The organism is Vibrio sp. YT-16 (assembly GCF_033337405.1).
GTDB classification, from domain to species: Bacteria; Pseudomonadota; Gammaproteobacteria; order Enterobacterales; family Vibrionaceae; genus Vibrio; species Vibrio alginolyticus.
The window spans coordinates 191155-209824 of sequence record NZ_JAWOQQ010000004.1 but is presented as its reverse complement, the minus strand read 5'-3'; the positions used below and the strand labels follow the sequence as shown (position 1 = coordinate 209824).

At 44.4% G+C, this 18670-nt stretch carries 18 protein-coding genes, 1 riboswitch and 1 other annotated feature; of the genes, 7 read left to right on the top strand and 11 right to left on the bottom strand.

Annotated features, from left to right (window positions below; translation table 11 throughout):
• Nucleotides 1–12: 12 nt before the first annotated feature.
• The 3 genes from lpxH (at nt 13) to R7F07_RS09345 (ending at nt 2666) form a co-directional block, all read left to right on the top strand.
• Nucleotides 13–750 carry a UDP-2,3-diacylglucosamine diphosphatase gene (gene lpxH / locus R7F07_RS09355; protein WP_005378157.1) on the top strand — a complete coding sequence of 246 codons (738 nt, stop codon included), beginning with the start codon at nt 13–15 and terminating at the stop codon, nt 748–750.
• 98 nt (nt 751–848) lie between these two features.
• Nucleotides 849–2063 (top strand): EAL and HDOD domain-containing protein, encoded by a 1215-nt coding sequence (locus R7F07_RS09350; RefSeq protein ID WP_005378158.1) that lies wholly within the window; start codon nt 849–851, stop codon nt 2061–2063.
• Between the two features lie 87 nt (nt 2064–2150).
• Nucleotides 2151–2666 carry a YchJ family protein gene (locus R7F07_RS09345; protein WP_005378159.1) on the top strand — a complete coding sequence of 172 codons (516 nt, stop codon included), beginning with the start codon at nt 2151–2153 and terminating at the stop codon, nt 2664–2666.
• 275 nt (nt 2667–2941) lie between these two features.
• Here R7F07_RS09345 and hisIE read toward each other — a convergent pair whose 3' ends face one another.
• The 9 genes from hisIE to tet(35) all read right to left on the bottom strand — a co-directional run bounded on the left by hisIE (nt 2942) and on the right by tet(35) (nt 12089).
• Nucleotides 2942–3577: a bifunctional phosphoribosyl-AMP cyclohydrolase/phosphoribosyl-ATP diphosphatase HisIE gene (gene hisIE / locus R7F07_RS09340; protein ID WP_005378160.1), complete on the bottom strand. Its 636-nt coding sequence runs from the start codon at nt 3575–3577 to the stop codon at nt 2942–2944.
• Entirely contained in the window at nt 3574–4347 is a 774-nt protein-coding gene (gene hisF / locus R7F07_RS09335) for an imidazole glycerol phosphate synthase subunit HisF (protein WP_004749837.1), read from the bottom strand. Before hisF ends, hisIE begins: the two co-directional genes overlap by 4 nt.
• A complete protein-coding gene (gene hisA, locus R7F07_RS09330) occupies nt 4329–5066 on the bottom strand; it encodes a 1-(5-phosphoribosyl)-5-[(5-phosphoribosylamino)methylideneamino]imidazole-4-carboxamide isomerase (RefSeq protein WP_005390889.1) in 738 nt (245 codons plus the stop codon). The genes hisF and hisA overlap by 19 nt, the downstream gene beginning before the upstream one ends.
• 12 nt (nt 5067–5078) lie before the next feature.
• Entirely contained in the window at nt 5079–5693 is a 615-nt protein-coding gene (gene hisH / locus R7F07_RS09325; RefSeq protein WP_017821716.1) for an imidazole glycerol phosphate synthase subunit HisH, read from the bottom strand.
• A gap of 26 nt (nt 5694–5719) precedes the next feature.
• Complete coding sequence (gene hisB / locus R7F07_RS09320; protein ID WP_005378173.1) at nt 5720–6793, bottom strand: bifunctional histidinol-phosphatase/imidazoleglycerol-phosphate dehydratase HisB; 1074 nt, start codon at nt 6791–6793, stop codon at nt 5720–5722.
• Nucleotides 6794–6862: 69 nt separating this feature from the next.
• Complete coding sequence (gene hisC, locus R7F07_RS09315; protein ID WP_158156141.1) at nt 6863–7903, bottom strand: histidinol-phosphate transaminase; 1041 nt, start codon at nt 7901–7903, stop codon at nt 6863–6865.
• Nucleotides 7904–7915: 12 nt separating this feature from the next.
• Nucleotides 7916–9214: a histidinol dehydrogenase gene (gene hisD / locus R7F07_RS09310; RefSeq protein WP_171342733.1), complete on the bottom strand. Its 1299-nt coding sequence runs from the start codon at nt 9212–9214 to the stop codon at nt 7916–7918.
• 5 nt (nt 9215–9219) lie between these two features.
• Nucleotides 9220–10116: an ATP phosphoribosyltransferase gene (gene hisG / locus R7F07_RS09305; protein WP_005378180.1), complete on the bottom strand. Its 897-nt coding sequence runs from the start codon at nt 10114–10116 to the stop codon at nt 9220–9222.
• A 53-nt stretch (nt 10117–10169) separates the two neighbouring features.
• Nucleotides 10170–10307, bottom strand: a sequence feature (His leader region).
• Between the two features lie 180 nt (nt 10308–10487).
• A complete protein-coding gene (gene tet(35), locus R7F07_RS09300; RefSeq protein WP_017634691.1) occupies nt 10488–12089 on the bottom strand; it encodes a tetracycline efflux Na+/H+ antiporter family transporter Tet(35) in 1602 nt (533 codons plus the stop codon).
• Nucleotides 12090–12198: 109 nt separating this feature from the next.
• Nucleotides 12199–12381, bottom strand: a riboswitch (Lysine riboswitch).
• Between the two features lie 582 nt (nt 12382–12963).
• Here tet(35) and R7F07_RS09295 point away from each other — a divergent pair.
• Nucleotides 12964–13371 carry an H-NS family nucleoid-associated regulatory protein gene (locus tag R7F07_RS09295; RefSeq protein ID WP_005378185.1) on the top strand — a complete coding sequence of 136 codons (408 nt, stop codon included), beginning with the start codon at nt 12964–12966 and terminating at the stop codon, nt 13369–13371.
• 127 nt (nt 13372–13498) lie between these two features.
• Here R7F07_RS09295 and R7F07_RS09290 read toward each other — a convergent pair whose 3' ends face one another.
• Both R7F07_RS09290 and R7F07_RS09285 read right to left on the bottom strand, forming a co-directional pair.
• Nucleotides 13499–14803: an inosine/guanosine kinase gene (locus tag R7F07_RS09290; RefSeq protein WP_137281855.1), complete on the bottom strand. Its 1305-nt coding sequence runs from the start codon at nt 14801–14803 to the stop codon at nt 13499–13501.
• 117 nt (nt 14804–14920) lie between these two features.
• Nucleotides 14921–15190 carry a hypothetical protein gene (locus R7F07_RS09285; protein WP_005378190.1) on the bottom strand — a complete coding sequence of 90 codons (270 nt, stop codon included), beginning with the start codon at nt 15188–15190 and terminating at the stop codon, nt 14921–14923.
• A 188-nt stretch (nt 15191–15378) separates the two neighbouring features.
• On the opposite strand from R7F07_RS09285, the gene mnmA reads away from it, so the two are divergent.
• From mnmA to purB, 3 genes are all read left to right on the top strand, one after another.
• Nucleotides 15379–16503: a tRNA 2-thiouridine(34) synthase MnmA gene (gene mnmA, locus R7F07_RS09280; RefSeq protein WP_005378192.1), complete on the top strand. Its 1125-nt coding sequence runs from the start codon at nt 15379–15381 to the stop codon at nt 16501–16503.
• A 10-nt stretch (nt 16504–16513) separates the two neighbouring features.
• A complete protein-coding gene (hflD, locus tag R7F07_RS09275) occupies nt 16514–17131 on the top strand; it encodes a high frequency lysogenization protein HflD (protein WP_005378194.1) in 618 nt (205 codons plus the stop codon).
• 153 nt (nt 17132–17284) lie between these two features.
• Entirely contained in the window at nt 17285–18655 is a 1371-nt protein-coding gene (gene purB / locus R7F07_RS09270) for an adenylosuccinate lyase (protein WP_005378198.1), read from the top strand.
• The last annotated feature ends 15 nt before the right edge of the window (nt 18656–18670 follow it).

Below are 18670 nucleotides of genomic sequence, written 5' to 3'. Positions count from 1 at the left end.
CCCCTTATTTCTATGACGACATTATTTATTTCCGATCTTCACCTTACCCCATCACGTCCTGATATCACGGAATGTTTTGTGACGTTCATGCGAACAGAAGCAACAAAAGCTGATGCACTTTATGTACTCGGCGATCTGTTTGAGTTCTGGATTGGTGACGATGACAACACCCCTTTTGCAGACCAAATCCGTGCAGAATTTAAAGCACTGACGGATGCGGGTGTGCCAACTTTTTTCATCCAAGGCAATCGAGATTTTTTACTCGGCAAACGCTTTTGCAAAGAAACCGGTATGACATTACTCGACGATGTCTGCACGATTGATCTTTATGGTCAAAAAGCCGTAATCCTACATGGCGATACGCTCTGCATTGACGATGTGAAATACCAAGAGTTTAGAAAAACCGTTCACAAGCCATGGCTACAATGGTTGTTTAACCGTATTCCTTGGTTCATTAAGAAGAAAATTGTCTCAAAAGTTCAATCCGATATTCGTGATGATAAAATGAGCAAGTCATTAGATATCATGGACGTTAACCAAAATGAGGTCGAGAAAGTGATGTCTCAGAACTGCGTCAACATAATGATTCATGGTCACACACATCGCCCGAACACACATTTTTTTGACGTCGATGGCATTAAAAAGACCCGAATTGTTTTAGGGGATTGGTATACGCAAGGCTCAGTTTTAAAAGTAAATTCTGATAGTTTTGACCTGCAAACGAGACCGTTCATACAGAATTTGCGTTAAGCATGTAGAGCGTGTAGAAGATTCACGCTCAAGTCGTAGATATTTTGTAAAAAATCGCTATTATCATAATACTAAGTTAAACAGAACGAAGTACCTAATTGAAGTATTCTTACGTAGCTCGCCAACCGATTCTGGATAGAGAAAAACGAACCATAGGTTACGAACTCCTCTTTCGAGACGGCCCTAAAAATACCTTCCCTGAAGTAGAACCAGAGCTGGCTACTAGTCGACTGCTATCCGATCATTTTTTGTCGACGCATTACAACACATTAGGAAACAAACTTGGCTTTGTTAACTTTCCGCATCAAAGCTTGGTGAACTTGGTCCCAACTTTGTTTCCTAAAGAATCTCTCGTCATTGAAGTCCTTGAAGACTGCGAACCGACAGAAGAACTGTTAGAAGCCATCAAGCACCTTCATGAGTGCGGGTACAAAATTGCTCTGGATGATTTTGTTCCGACGAAAGCTTGGAAGCGTTTTCTTCCATACGTTTCCATGATCAAGTTTGATATTAGACTTGTGCCGATCAAGAAAGCTGCCATTTTTATTCAGGCGTTGAGCCCATTTAAAATCGACTTTCTTGCGGAAAAGGTAGAGACCTATGAAGAGTTTGAGCAAGCTCTAGAAGCCGGTTTTAACTATTTTCAAGGGTATTTTTTTAGCAAACCTGAGATGATCCAGAAAAAACGGTTGAACCCCGCGTTTCTTACCGTCATCCAACTTTGTAAAGAGATTGCAGATAAGCCCATCGACTTCAATGAGGTTGAACGTCTGTTTTCGATTGATGTGACGCTGTCATACAAGCTGCTTACTTACGTAAATTCAGGCTATACATTAACGACTAAGATCAAATCGTTCAGACAGGCGCTTATTTATCTGGGTGAAGAGCGACTACGACGCTTTATTTCCTTAGTTGCAATTGCCTCCGTTCAAGAAGATAAACCTGACTCTCTTTACTCTTTAGCGATTCAGCGTGCACGAATGTGTGAACTGCTACTTAGTCAAATGAACACTAGGTATGACCCTGGGCAGGCTTTTTTGACAGGCATGTTTTCTTTGCTCGGATCTTTGCTCGATCAACCGCTCTCGGATGTCATTGAAGATATCCCCGTTGACGAAGATATAAAACTCGCATTAACCAGTCGAAAAGGCGTACTTGGTCACTTACTTTCGATGACGATCGCCTACGAACAAGCGGACTGGGAGTTAGCCGAGCGATATTGCACCGTTCTTAAATTAACCGAACCTCAATTAGCAGACGCTTTTAATCAATCGACGGAATGGGCTCAAGAACTGCTGTCTCAAACGCCCTAAACGGCTATAATGCCCCAAAGAATACCTGCGACCTCACTTATGTGGGGTTGTTTGTTTTTACCGCTTAATTAATCGAGATTTCATTTTATGGCTTCTTCTTGTCCTTGCGGCTCTAACCGCACCTACCAACAGTGTTGTGAAATTGCCCACAATAACCACGCTGACGTCACCACTCCGGAGCAGCTAATGCGCTCTCGTTACAGCGCGCATGTGTTAGGTCTAGTGGATTACGTGGTGAACACATACCACCCAAGCTGTAATGCAGAAGAGCAACGTGAAGGCATTGCCCAATCTATCGACAGCGATTGGTGCAAGCTTGAGGTAGTGAAAGCTGAAGCGGGTTGTAACGAGAATGAAGGTTTTGTTGAATTCAACGCTTACTTTGACGAAGACGGCAAACGCTACTGCATGACAGAGCGTTCTCGCTTTGTAAAAGAAAATGGGCTTTGGTACTACATTGACGGCACGTTTCCAGAAGAAGAGCTAGAAGAAGAACCAGAACAAGATCCTCGCCTAAACCAACCAGTGAGTAGCCTAAAAGTAGGTCGTAACGACCCGTGTATCTGTGGAAGCGGTAAGAAATTTAAGAAGTGTTGTGGGTAAGATCATCCACTCCTAGCTTATTGAGCTCGATTTAATTGGATTCTTGACTTCGCCTAGGTTCGTTGGAGTGACGTGAATATATGTACCTATTTGAAGTAAATAACTCTACTGCAAGTACCATTAGAAAATATACCGTCATTCTGAACAGCTAGGGACGAGCGTGATTCAGAATCTAATCGCCACCAGCACTGTTGCCGGTTTTTGCCCCGAATCAAGAACACTAAAGTAAAAAGCCCCTAGGCTCGAGAGCATAGGGGCTTTCACTTATCGCAAGCTTACTTATGACGCTCTTTCAGTTTATTCACTACGTCATTCATCGATAAGCCTTGGTCTTGAAGCAATACCATTAAGTGATAAATCAAATCTGCAGATTCACACACTAACTCCGCCTTATCGCCCGACGTCGCCGCAAGCGCGACTTCAACGCCTTCTTCGCCCACTTTTTGCGAAATACGCTTGGTGCCACGGGCATAAAGACTGGCAGTATAAGAGGAATCTGGGTCGGCACTCTTGCGGGCAGCCAATAGCTGCTCAAGTTGATGAAGCCACACCATTTGTGACTCCTCTTGAGGGTCCACATCCCAGCAAGTTGTGTTACCCAAGTGACACGTAGGACCAATGGGATTCACTTTCACCAGTAGCGTATCGTTGTCGCAATCGAGCTGCATGTTCACTAGTTGCAATACGTTGCCGGAGGTCTCACCTTTCGTCCAAAGACGCTGCTTGGTACGAGAGAAAAACGTCACTTGACCTGTTTCGCCCGTTTTTGCCAACGCATCTTGGTTCATATAACCCATCATCAGCACTTGGCTTGATTGGAAATCTTGTACGATAGCAGGTACCAGACCATCCACCTTTTCCCAGTTGATTCGCTCAACTAGCGAACTTACTTCGGCGGCTTTCACACTCATAGTCGTACCTCAATGCCTTGTTGTTTCAAATACTGCTTTAGTTCACCAATATTGATGACTTGTTTGTGGAATACCGATGCGGCAAGCGCGCCATCCACATTTGCTTTTTGGTATGCTTCCGCAAAGTGCTCCATAGCACCTGCCCCACCCGATGCAATCAATGGCACGTTACACACTTCACGCACCATGTTAAGTTGTTCAATATCGTAACCGTTACGTACGCCGTCTTGGTTCATCATGTTCAGTACGATTTCACCAGCGCCACGCTTTTGTACTTCTTGCACCCAATCACGTGTTTCCCATTGAGTTGCTTTGGTGCGTTCTTCATCGCCAGTAAACTGGTAAACCTGATACTTGCCTGTCTCTTTGTCGTAGTATGAATCGATACCAACGACGATACATTGCACACCAAACTTATCAGCAAGGTCAGTAATCAGTTGCGGGTTAGCCAATGCAGGTGAGTTAATAGACACTTTGTCTGCACCAAACTCAAGAATGCGCGCTGCATCTTCCGCTGATTTAATACCACCAGCGACACAGAAGGGAATATCAATCACTTCAGCAACGCGAGCGACCCAACTTTTGTCAACGACACGCCCATCACTTGAAGCGGTAATATCGTAGAACACAAGCTCGTCAGCGCCTTCTTCCGCATAACGCTGCGCCAGAGGAACGATGTCGCCAATGATTTCGTGGTTGCGGAACTGGACGCCCTTCACCACTTGTCCATCACGAACATCAAGACATGGAATTATTCGCTTTGCCAGCATGCAAATGCCTCCTCTGCTGTGAATTTACCATCTAACAGCGCACGACCAACAATCACACCAGCCACACCGCTGCCTTTTAGCGCTTCGATATCTGCTAATGAGCCAATGCCACCTGAAGATTGAAACTGCACTTGTGGGTACTGTTTACATAGGTCGACATAAAGCTCTACGTTTGAGCCTTCTAGCGTACCGTCACGAGAAATGTCCGTACAAAGCACGTGCTGCAAACCTACCGTCAGGTAATCGTTGATCAGAGCTTCGATAGTCACGCCTGAATCTTCTTGCCAACCAGAAATCGCTACTTTACGTGTGCCGTCTTGATCGATGTTGATGTCTAGCGCGAGAACGATTTTCTCTGCACCGTATTTTTCCATCCAACCTTTCACAAGCTCTGGCTGTTTTACTGCTGTTGAGCCAACGACAACACGCTGAGCCCCCGCTTCTAGCAGATCAATCACGTCTTGCTCTGTGCGCACTCCGCCACCGATTTGGATGTTCGCTGGCGTGCTTGCTAGTAGCTTTGCAATTAAATCAAGTTGACGTGCTGTCGTGTCTTTCGCGCCAGTTAAATCCACCAAGTGCAGCCAGTTAGCACCCGCTTGGTGGTACAAGTTGAACTGCTCTGCTGGGTCGACTTTGTACTCAGTTACTTGGCCGTAATCACCTTGATAAAGGCGAACCACCTGTCCTTCAATTAAATCAAGAGCTGGAATAATCACACTAAATCCCTTTTATAATTCTAAGAAGTTTTGAATAAGCTTCGCGCCCGCTTTTGAAGAACGCTCAGGGTGGAATTGCACGCCGTAATAGTTACCGCTTTGTACTGCTGCTGTGAACGGGTTGCCGTATTCACATTCCGCAATCGTGTAATCCCCAACAGGCATCGCAAAGCTGTGCACGAAGTAGAAATACTCTCCTTCTTCAATATCTTTGAAAAGTGGATTACCTGCTTTTGCAGAGACCGTGTTCCACCCCATATGCGGCAACGGCAAATCGCCAGTTTGTAGTAGCTTCACTTCGCCATCACAAAGTCCAAGACACTCAACCAACTCGTCGGCTTTCTGCCCTTTCTCTTGAGACACTTTGCCCAACAGTTGCATGCCTAAACAGATACCTAGTAATGGCTTTTCTACCTGTTTTACCAAGCTGATCAGATCGCGCTCTTCTAGGTTCTTCATCGCTTCGCTGGCGGTTCCCACACCCGGTAGGAATAGCTTATCTGCGGATAATACGACTTGCGGATCTTTTGAAATCGTTACGTCATAGCCTAGGCGTTCAATGGCAAACTTCACCGAAGAAACGTTGGCACAGCCAGTATCGATAATGACAACTTTCTGTTCTGTCACTGTTTTTCTCCTTGCTAACGTTAGCCTTAAAGCACGCCTTTACTACTTGGTAGCTCAGTGCCTTCTACTTTGATTGCTTGGCGTAGCGTACGACCAAACGCTTTAAATAGACTTTCAATGATGTGGTGATCATTGTTGCCCGCCGAAGAAAGGTGCAACGTACACGCTAATGTGTCAGTCAGAGAGCGGAAGAAGTGAACCACCATCTCTGTTGAAAGATCACCCACTTGCTCACGACTAAACTGCGCGTCGAACTTAAGGTAAGGACGACCTGATAGGTCTAGTGCGCATTGCGCCAAACACTCATCCATTGGCAAGCTAAAGCCAAAGCGACCAATACCACGCTTGTCACTCAGTGCTTCCTTCAACGCTTGACCTAACGCAAGAGCGGTATCTTCCACTGTGTGGTGATCATCAATGTGCAGGTCACCTTCCACTTTGCACACCATTTGGAATCCACCGTGCGTCGCGATTTGATCCAGCATGTGGTCAAAAAAGCCAAGACCTGTAGAAATGTCATTACCGCCTTGCTCGTCAAGATTAACGAATACTTTGATGTCTGTTTCTTTTGTGGTGCGGACCACTTCAGCCACGCGCGCCTTCACTGTGAGATCTTTTAGGATCTGTTTCCAGCCCATGGTTTCTGGGTTGTATTGAATACCACGAATTGCCATGTTTTCTGCAAGTTGAAGATCGGTTTGACGATCGCCAATCACAACAGAGTTTTGGAAATCTACTTTGCCACCTTGAAGATACTCTTTTACCAAGCCTAGTTTAGGCTTACGGCAAGAGCAGTTATCTTCATCAAAGTGAGGACAAATCAGTACGTCATCGAACTTCACACCTTGAGACTCAAAGATCTCCATCATCATGTTGTGCGGTGCATCAAAATCAGCTTGTGGGTAGCTGTCTGTACCCAAACCATCTTGGTTCGTGACCATCACTAGACGATATCCTGCATCCTGCAACGACAGCAGGCTTGGGATAACAAATGGTTCTAGTTTTAGCTTATCTAAACGGTCTACTTGAAAATCAATCGGCGGCTCAACAATTAAGGTGCCATCACGGTCGATAAAAAGGATTTTTTGTTGTTTGCTCACTCGAACTTCCTTATTGCTATTCTTTTGGCGCTCCCGCTATTGAGCGAGAGCGATAAATTCTGTCTCTATCTATGCGTAGTAGTTTCTGATAAATCCAAGCGTTTTTTCGCACTCGTCACGGTTACCCACACTGATACGCACACAGTTTTCAATTGGCGAGTTACGCAAAATAATGCCCGTATCCCAAGCCGCTTTGAAAAGGTCATCGCCATCTGGGAATTTCACCAATAGGTAGTTCCCCCACCCTTCAAACACTTCCAAACCCGGAATCATTGAAAGGCCAACTTGCAAGTAAGCACGGTTTGCATTCAAATCGAGAACTTGAAACTTCGCTCGTGCTAAACCAGCTTCCGAAAGCGCCTGAGTCGCAATTTCTGCCACTGGAACTGGGACTGGGTAAGGTGCGATAACTTTAAGAAGTACATTAATAAGCTCTTCGTTCGCAAGCGTAAATCCACAACGCAGACCTGCAAGCGCAAAAGCTTTCGACAGAGTACGCAGAATCGCAAGATTCGAGTATTGCGCCAGTAGGTCCACCGTTGACGCTTCTGGACAAAAATCGATGTACGCTTCATCCATCACCACGATTGCACGGTCTTTTGTCATCTCAAGCAGAGACACAATGTCCTCTCGCTTAACCAAGTTACCTGTTGGGTTGTTTGGCGAACATACAAAAACCAGTTTCACGTTATCCAGATTAGCTTCGATGCCTGCAAGGTCTAGTTGCCAATCTGACGTTAGCGGCACGGTTTTACGCTCTACACCTATGGTTTCTGCACTGATGGCGTACATACCGTAAGTCGGTGGGCAGTAAAGAATCGCATCTTCACCCGGCTCACAGAAAGCACGAATCAGTAGTTCAATACTTTCATCAGCACCGCGAGAAGTCAGCGTTTGTTCTGGTTTCACACCCGCATACGCTGCATAAGCGGAAATCAGTTCTTTCGGTTGGCATTCGCTGTAACGATTAAGACGAGCAAAGTCTGTTTTATATTCATTATTGAATGGCGATTCGTTGGCGTTTAGCCATACGTCACCCGTACCACCGATTCGGCGAGCCGACATATAAGGGGTAAGCTGTTGGACTTGTTTACGCGCTAGCTTTTCCATCTCATTACTCTCTTATTCTTTCTTACTTGCTAATTTTTCTACGCGAATGGTCACTGCACGTTTGTGCGCATCCAGACCTTCTGCTTCCGCCATGGTGACCACAGTTGGTGCAAGGTTCTTTAGGCCATCAGCAGACAGTTCTTGAACCGTCATTCGTTTAGAGAAATCGGCCAAACCTAAGCTTGAATACGTGCGTGTGTAACCGTAAGTAGGAAGAACGTGGTTGGTGCCCGATGCGTAATCACCTGCTGATTCAGGCGACCAATCACCTAGGAAGATAGAACCTGCGTTATCTAATAGAGGTAAAAGCTCGCGTGGGTTCTTAGTCTGAACAATTAAGTGCTCAGGACCGTAGTAATTCGAAATGGAAACCGATTGAGTAAGAGACTCGGCAATGATGATCAAGCTTGAAGCCAATGCTTGCTCTGCGATGTCCGCACGAGATAGCTCCTTAAGCTGACGTTGAACCGCATCCGTCACTTTATCAGCAATCACAGGAGAAGGAGTCACCAATACCACTTGAGAATCAGGACCGTGTTCTGCTTGGCTCAAAAGATCCGCAGCGATAAAGTCTGCATCTGCGGTTTCATCGGCAATCACAAGAACTTCTGATGGCCCTGCTGGCATATCAATCGCAGCACCGCGGAAATCATTGCTAACCTGTCGTTTTGCTTCGGTCACGTAAGCGTTGCCCGGACCAAAGATCTTATCTACTTTCGATACAGTCTCGGTGCCATAAGCCATTGCAGCAACTGCTTGGCCACCACCGACGTTGTACACTTCATCAATGCCACACAGCTTCGCGACATAAAGGATCTCATCAGCGATTGGCGGTGGAGAACAAAGAACGACTTTACGACAACCTGCAATTTTTGCAGGAACGCCGAGCATCAAAACAGTCGATGGCAAAGGCGCACTGCCACCAGGAATGTACAAACCCACTTTTTGAATTGGACGTGTTACTTGTTCACAAAGAACACCTGGCTGCGTTTCCACCTTGAGCGGTTGCGGCTTTTGCGCTTTGTGGAACTTAGAAATATTGGCGTAAGCTTGCTCTAGTGCGCTCTTCATTGACTCTGACAAACGCTCTGACGCTGCCTTAATTTCCTGAGAAGAAACACGAATGGATTCAGGCTTAACACGGTCAAACTTTTCTGTCAGCTCAATAAGAGCAGAGTCACCTTCTTCTCGAACTTTAGCAATAACTTCGGCCACAGCAGTGGTGATATTGGCACCTTCTGCAATAGCAGGGCGCTCCAAAATAGAGTCTTGCTGATTCTCACTTAATGATTGCCAAACGACTGTTCTCATGATGCTTACTCCATCATTTTTTCAATTGGTAGAACGAGAATTGAACTTGCGCCCAACTCTTTCAGCTGTTCCATTGTTTCCCAGAATAGGTTTTCAGAACTCACTAAGTGAACAGCCATTTTCTGCTTATCTGCAGAAAGAGGAAGAACAGTTGGGTCTTCAGCACCTGGCAGTAGTGCTTTAATTTGATCTAACTTCTCTGCTGGGGCGTGAAGCATAATGTACTTAGATTCTTTCGCTTGCTGCACGCCTTGCATGCGAGTTAACAGCTTTTCGATTAGCGCCACTTTGTCTGCGTCGAACTCACCTGTGCGTTGAATCAATGTCGCTTTTGATTTAAAGATAATTTCAGCTTCTTTAAGGCCGTTCGCTTCCAGTGTTGCACCTGTAGAAACCAAATCAGCGATAGCATCAGCGAGACCCGCGCGAGGGGCAACTTCTACAGAGCCTGTCAGCATACATGTAGAGAATGGAACGCCGGCTTCATCCATGTACGCTTTTAGAAGTTGAGGATACGTTGTAGCAATACGCTTGCCAGCTAAGTCTTGTGGACCGTTGTACTCTTCGTCCTTGTCGATTGCGATAGATAAACGACAGCCACCAAAATCAAGTCGACGAAGCTGAACAAACTCGCAGGGTTCACCTAATGCTTTGCGGTCAAGGCGAACTTCTTCTAGTTCATTTTCGCCAATAAAGCCAAGGTCAACCACGCCATCCATAATTAAACCTGGGATGTCGTCGTCACGAACCAAGAGTAAATCAATTGGCATATTTTCAGAATGGACAACTAAACGCTCGCCCATTACGTTGAACTTTACGCCGCACTGTTTTAGTAGAGCTTGACTCTCTTTGCTAAGACGACCTTTTTTCTGAATTGCGATTCTTAAACGTTGTGTTTGCATTGCTTTGTCCCTATGCAAGATTTTGATATCTAAGTATTTTTCAAACTAATAAAACTAAAAAACCCTCGGGAGATTGAGGTCTCCCGAGGGTTTAAAATCTGCTTTTACTTTGATTTTACCTCCGGGAGTTTCCTGCCTCCCGGGTATGCGTACATCGCCCGAAAGACTAGATTGGGTGATGATGGTGATGAATGTTCATTACAAAATTACGCATACTTATTTCAAGGCTCTTCTCATTTGCTTTGTTACCAACAACACTAACCAAGCTGATTACTTTTTTCAACCCTTAATTTTAAAAAAATTCGAATTGTATAATACAAATAAAAAAGGAGGCCGAAGCCTCCTATAAATTTACTTTTTAAATCAGTGAATTACGCACTCTGGCAAGACGCTATTTTAGACTTTGAAAGCCATGACAAAATAGCGCAAACGATAATGAATGTTATCGACGCTGCAATGAACGAGAACGCTATTGAAGCAGTCATACCAAGGGCAATAAAGCCGACGCATGAAACAAGCGCGACTGATAATGCATAAGGTAGCTGTGTTGATACGTGATCAATGTGGTTACAACGTGCACCCGTCGATGACAAGATAGTCGTATCTGAGATTGGTGAACAATGGTCACCGAATACCGCACCAGCTAAAACCGCACTCAGCATCGGTAGCATTAGCGCTACGTCTGTTGCGCCAGCCATGTCTCCAGCGATTGGAAGCATGATGCCGAACGTACCCCATGAAGTACCTGTTGAGAACGCCATCAGGCCAGACAGCAGGAATAAGATAACTGGGAGCCAATGAGGGTTGATATTTCCCTGCGCCATTGTCGAAAGGTAAGTACCAGTCTTCATATCACCGATAACAGAGCCAATGGTCCAGGCAAATACTAAGATTAGAATCGCACCAAACATAGACTTAGCACCAATCCAAAGTGTACGTGCGATCTCAGCCATTGGTAGACCTTGCTTCACAACAGTAAACAGTGCAACTGCTAAGCCAAGCAAGCTACCGTAGATTAGTGATGTACCTACATCTGTATTTTCAAAAGCACCAAGAAGCGCAAACTCCTTACCATCAGCAGCCAATGCTTGGCCACCCGTGTAAAGCATTGAAGCGATAGTCGCGATAATCAGCGTCACGATAGGAAGTATCAAATCTGACACTTTACCCTTTTCACTTTCACGGATATCTAGCTCTTCGTTTAGGTCATGCGCTTCTTGCGAGTCATTTTCTTTGTCTTTATCAAAGCCACGACCTTGCGATGCAGAGATCTCATGCTCACGCATTTTACCAATATCAAGACCAAACCACGCAACAGCGAACACCATTAGCAGCGCAAAAACGGCGTAGAAGTTCATTGGGATAAGACGAACATATGCGCCAAGAGCCGAATACTCTGTGATCCCATGTGAGACTAAGATCCCGCCAATAATAGTAATAATGTAAGCACCCCAGCTAGAAGCAGGCATAATTACACACATTGGAGCAGCGGTTGAGTCTAGAATGTACGCAAGCTTAGCGCGAGACACATAAAAGCGATCGGTTACTGGGCGAGAGATCGCACCAACAGCAAGGCTATTAAAGTAATCATCGACAAAAATGAATACGCCTAAAAAGGCGGCAAGAAGTTTGGAGCCGCGTTTACTCTTCACTCGAGATTGTGCCCATTCAGCAAAAGCACGAGTACCGCCAGATAGCGTTAATAAAGCTGTTGTCATACCTAATAAGATTAGGAAACCAACAATGCTCATGTTCCAAGTGTTAATTCCGCCATCTTCAATAAAGACAGAAGAAACTTGAGAACTGACGTAACCTGCGGTGTCGCTGATAGACCAGCTATTAAGTAGCACCGCACCTAGCACGATACCTACACCCAAGGAAACTAATACACGTCGAGTCAAAATCGCCAAAGTCAAAGCGACAATAGGTGGCAATAATGAAACAGGAGAACTAGAAAAATCTATTAAATTCATGATCTTCAAAAACCAAAGTTTGGCTAGAGATCTACTGCAGACAAGTCACGTAGCATACGATACGTGCTCATGTTGAACTTAGCGACAGGGAAGCGAACACTCCACCCAACCCTACAGTAGCGCTCCATAGTTTAATGTGAATATATACTATGGCAGTGTTGTTCCTTTCAGATACAACCCCAGCAAGTAACTTTGATGAGTTACTTACTTCGGCAATCTTCGCCTTCCACTATTATTCATTGGCATCACCCCAATAATAGCTACTCTTCGAGACCGCGCCTCTACGGCAACAACAAACAATTAACCACTAACTGTACAAATTAACAACAAATTGTCTGCAATATTGCATCAGGTGGCAGCCATTGTACTTATGATGAGAGTCAATGCAACACATCAAACTAAATTAAACAAATAAATAATGACTGAGATAATTTATAAACCTTGCCTACTTCCATAAGTTTTGTGCAACTGAAATCACATCAATCATGTTATTTATGAAACATTATTACTACCTTAGAAATATCATGGTTTATCTTATATCAATAAATTAAGGATATATGACACACCATTAAAGATGGAGGCTTCATATTTTTAAGTAATAACTCAAATTTTTTTATAAAAAACCAAGCTGTCGCTCTCTCTATACAATAATGATTGTTGATTTTAGTTCTCATCTAATAATGATTTATTTCGAGTGTAATAATATTAATTGCTTTAAAAAATAGTCAAATTTAAACAAAATCTTGATTTAGCATTTGCACATAAGGAAAAGATAAAGTTAAATATAAGGACTCTTTGTTTATTTATAGATTGGCATTATTTAATCGTAACGATAAAAAGTGCCCAACACATTAACCTTTTAATAGGAATCGTTATGTCAGAGCTGACTAAAACCCTTCTAAATATCCGTAGCCTTCGTGCATTTTCTCGTGAGCTGACTCTAGAACAATTGGAAGAAGCTCTAGATAAACTCACTACTGTCGTAGATGAGCGTCGTGAAGCAGAAGAAGCAGAACGCGCAGCACAAGCAGAGCAAGAAGCTAAGCTTGCAGAGATTGCTGAGAAAATCGCTCAAGACGGTATTGACGTGGAAGCACTTATTACTGCGCTATCTGGCGAAACTAAGACGAAAGGCAAAGCGAAGCGCGCACCTCGCCCTGCTAAATACAAATACACAGATTCAAACGGTAATGAGAAAACTTGGACTGGCCAAGGTCGTACACCTTCGGCAATTCAAGAGCAACTTGATGCAGGTAAATCTCTGGATGAGTTTCTAATCTAGATCCGTGCTATTTTTAAAAGGCTCCCATAGGGAGCCTTTTTTATTTAAACCATTACAAATAAAAAAGGCACATTTCTTAATGCGCCTTTTACTTTAGTTACAGAATAGTTAATTAAACCGCTTCGTATTAACGTTCCCAGTATGCTTCTTCTAGGCTATCTTCTCGCTCAGGAAGTCCGCGCGACAATCGTGGTGAATGTTGCACGAGAACTTCGTAGCTCGCGCGGTTTGCGTATTTGCAGACTTGAGAAAAAGAAGAGTAAGTTAAATACTCGTTACTGTGCTTGCTTGAATTAGGCACATTTTCTTTATGGTATTTATTTGCTGCCATATCATGAAGAACCGCAGATAACGCGGCATCACCTGCGCCATTTGTATTCTTAATTTTTTCTGGGCCACCCATATATGGCGAGATATGCGAGTACACTTTTATTGGCGTCTCGCATGAGTCTTTTTTCGCCGGACGACTAAATTCATAACGATTAAATTCAGCAATTGACCCTGGAAGCAATGGCAAAGAAGTTTCGCGCTTCGCGCTATCTTCTGTATACCCAGCCATAAATAGACCTACAGGACCCGCCGTGCACAATACTAGATCAGCCCACTCCAATGTTTTATCAGACGCAGCAAGTGGATCAGATTCCCCCGTCAGAGCTTCTGCTTCATCTTCATTCATCGCAACGACTGAAACGTTATCTCGAATGAATTCTTGCCAATATTTAGGATCATCTTGAATAACAAACTTTGTGCCTAGAGTCAGAACAACAGGCACATCATTCTTTTTCGCGTACTCAATCGCTTTCATTGTTGCTTCCGGCATTGGGTCGCCGTCTTTGCAACGTACTAGATATGACGTCAGTACAAGTGCTGATGCATTTTTAAAGATTTTCTCTGGAATGCTATCAGGATGGAGTTGGTTCATTTGCCCTTCGCTGATAGCAAAAGTACGTTCACCGTCTTCTGTGATAAGAGCAAAACAACGGCCAATTGCACCATCTACACCTTGTAGGTAGTTCAAATCCATGCGGCTTGATGTATTACAAAGATAACGGTAACCGTAGCTGCCAATCTTAATATCCTGGCTCATCACTCCAAGTAGTGTGGAGCGATCATCCGCTAGCACGGAGTAGTTATGTAGCGTGTTACCAATTGTACCGCCCGCATACTCATTGGTAATCAAGTTCTCTTCTTTCAGTTGCTGGTATAACTCTTCTGCTCTATCGTCATCGATAACCAAAGAGTGACCTTTACTCAGACCGTACTTTTCAATCACATCCGTTGTAACTTTTGCTTCAATATCAACCAAGGTTTGGTCAATACCAATGATGTGAGTGCGCGTCATCTTCTTGCTTTCTTGTGCTTGGCTCACCAGCGGGTCACGAGCATGAACAGGAAAATAGTGCTTCGATTTGCGTTGTCCAGGAAATTTCATATTGTCAGTCTGAGTAAGGGGATGAAAAGGAGAGCGGATTCTATACCGCTAATAATAAAGCAGCAATAAAAGCGATTATAGCAAACGTTTGCTGACTACTTTTTTCTTTTAGGTGGCTTATTCACCTTCCATAAAGCTGAGATCTGGTAGTTGCTCAAGGTGCTCGCTATAACGCTTTAGGTTGAACTCACCTTCATTCTTCATCACATCAAAAATCTCAATTGACATCGCACATGCCATCATCGCAACCGCATCTTCACGTGGTGTGCCAGTCATCATTAAACGCATAAGGGTTTCTTTTACTTTAAGCGGGTTGCCATCTTCGAGCTGATTTTCAACAATTTCAATCAACTCACTTTCTTGCATAAATTGGTTTTCTTCTGTCATTTGATGTTTCCTCTTGGATTTTGGCCAACTATGCCATATATACCTCTTCTATACTTGCGAAATTACTCGTTCGAATCTTTGTTGAAGAAAAATCCAGCGAAACGAATTGTGATTTCGATCTCGGATCTGTCACCGGTCTGTGGATTCTGATAGAATCTGCATCCCGTTTATTTAAGTGGTGTTTAGTAATGTCTGATAACAGCCAAAAGAAAGTCATCGTCGGTATGTCCGGCGGCGTTGATTCATCTGTTTCCGCGTATCTTCTAAAGCAGCAAGGCTACCAAGTAGAAGGCCTTTTCATGAAGAACTGGGAAGAAGATGACAACGAAGAATATTGTACAGCGGCAGAAGATCTTGCTGACGCTCAGGCAGTATGTGACAAGCTAGGCATCCACCTACACACTATCAACTTTGCTGCCGAATACTGGGATAACGTATTTGAGTACTTCCTTGCTGAATACAAAGCGGGCCGTACTCCGAACCCTGACATTCTTTGTAACAAAGAAATCAAGTTCAAAGCATTCCTAGAATTCGCTGATGAAGTACTTGATGCTGATTACATTGCAATGGGCCACTATGTGCGTCGCTCTTTCCCAGAAAACGGTGAAAAACCACAGATGCTACGTGGTCTAGATGGCAACAAAGATCAAAGCTACTTTCTGTACACATTAAGCAACGAGCAAATTGCACGTAGCCTATTCCCTGTTGGTGACCTAGAGAAGCCAGAAGTACGCCGCATTGCGGAAGAACAAGACCTAATTACTGCTAAGAAGAAAGACTCAACTGGTATTTGTTTCATCGGTGAACGTAAGTTTACGGAATTCCTGGGTCGCTACCTTCCAGCTCAGCCTGGTAATATCGAGACTCCAGAAGGCGAAGTGATTGGTCAACACCAAGGCCTGATGTACCACACGCTTGGTCAGCGTAAAGGTCTACACATCGGTGGCCGTAAAGGCGGCGGTGGTAACGAGGACCCATGGTTCGTTGGTGAGAAAGATCTAGAACGTAACGTTTTGATTGCCGTTCAAGGTAAAGACCATCCAATGTTAAAATCAGAAGGTCTACTTGCATCACAACTTCACTGGGTAGATCGTGAGCCAATTCGCGATGTTATGAAGTGCACAGTGAAAACTCGTTACCGTCAGGAAGATATTCCTTGTACAATCATCCCTATCGATGATGAAAACATTAAAGTTATCTTTGACGAGCCACAAATTGCTGTAACTCCAGGTCAATCAGCAGTGTTCTACAAAGGTGACGTGTGCCTAGGTGGCGGCATCATCGAGCAACGCATTAAATATTCTCAAGCTTAGGAGTCGTTACGTGGCGAATACACTTTATGACCGTACTATCGCTTTCGCTGGGATTTGCCAAGCTGTTGCTTTAGTTCAACAGGTAGCGAGAAACGGACATTGTGATCAAGATGCTTTTGAAACATCAATCAACGCTATTTTGAGCACTAACCCTGCTAACACAGTTGGCGTATTCGGTCGCGAAGCCGATCTAAAGCTTGGCCTAGAATGCTTGGTTAAAGGGATTGATAGCACACCATCAGGCAGTGAAATTACTCGTTACATTATTAGTTTAATGGCGTTAGAGCGTAAGTTAAGCTCTCGTAACGATGCTATGTCTCAGCTTGGTGATCGTATTCAAATGGCCAAGCGTCAGTCAGAGCACTTTGAGCTACTAGACGATCAAATGATCAGCAATTTAGCGAGCATCTATCTGGATGTCGTTAGCCCTATTGGCCCACGCATTCAAGTAACGGGCACGCCATCTGTACTGCAGCAGACGGCAAGCCAACACAAAGTTCGTGCGCTGTTGTTATCTGGCATTCGTAGTGCAGTTCTTTGGCGTCAAGTTGGTGGTAAGCGTCGCCACCTAATCTTCGGGCGCAAGAAGATGGTAGAACAAGCACAAATCCTTCTTGCTCGTCTGTAGTAAAATATCAAATAAGCAGCTCGCGTTTATCGCGAGCTCATTTTTTTCGACTAAAACGAATATTGCGCAAACGTTTGCGCAATATTCGTGACAATTGCCACAGTTATTGGTATAAAGCTCACGAAATTTAGAAACCCAATTCAGGAGAACATCATGGAACTGTCAGCATTGACTGCTGTTTCACCAGTAGACGGCCGTTACGGAAGCAAGACAATTGCGTTACGCGAAATTTTCAGTGAATACGGTCTACTAAAGTACCGTACTATCGTTGAAATCCGCTGGCTACAAAAGCTTGCTGCTACTGCTGAAATTGCAGAAGTGCCAGCGTTTAGCGCAGAAGCAAACCAATTCCTAGACGACCTTGCTGCAAACTTCTCTGAAGAAGATGCACGCCGTATCAAAGAGATCGAGCGTACAACTAACCACGACGTAAAAGCGGTTGAGTACTTCCTAAAAGAGAAAGTAGCAGACGTTCCTGAACTGCACGCAGTAAACGAGTTCTTCCACTTCGCATGTACTTCTGAAGACATCAACAACACATCACACGCTCTAATGCTTAAAGAGGCGCGTGAGAACGTGATTCTTCCAGAAATCCGTAACCTAATCGACGCTATCAAAGCGCTAGCAGTGGAATACCGCGACATTCCTCTTCTATCTCGTACACACGGTCAGCCTGCTTCTCCATCTACTATGGGTAAAGAAATGGCAAACGTGGCGTACCGTATGGAGCGTCAATTCAAGCAAATCGAAAACGTTGAGATCCTAGCGAAAATCAACGGTGCAGTAGGTAACTACAATGCACACCTTTCTGCTTACCCAGAGCTAGATTGGCACAAGTTCTCTGAAGAGTTCATCACAGAGTCTCTAGGCGTAACTTGGAACCCTTACACAACTCAAATCGAACCGCACGATTACATCGCTGAGCTGTTCGACGCTATCGCTCGTTTCAACACTATCCTGATTGACTTCGACCGTGACGTTTGGGGTTACATTGCACTAGGCCACTTCAAGCAAAAAACTATTGCTGGTGAGATCGGTTCTTCAACAATGCCTCACAAAGTTAACCCAATCGACTTTGAAAACTCAGAAGGTAACCTAGGTCTTGCGAACGCTGTATTCGGCCACCTAGCACAGAAACTGCCTATCTCTCGTTGGCAACGTGACCTAACTGACTCAACGGTTCTACGTAACCTTGGTGTTGGTGTTGGCTACGCTATCATCGCTTACACTTCTACGCTTAAAGGCATCAGCAAGCTAGAAGTAAACCGTGAAGCGCTTCTTGCTGAATTAGACAAGAACTGGGAAGTACTAGCTGAGCCAGTACAAACAGTTATGCGTCGTTACGGCATCGAGAAGCCATACGAGAAGCTGAAAGAGCTAACTCGTGGTAAGCGTGTAGACGGCGAAGCAATGCGTAACTTCATCGACGGTCTTGAGCTTCCTGAGCACGAGAAAGCACGTCTGAAAGAGATGACGCCAGCGAACTATATCGGTCAAGCAATCGAGCTGACAGATAAGCTGTAATCCTCCTGTAACGAC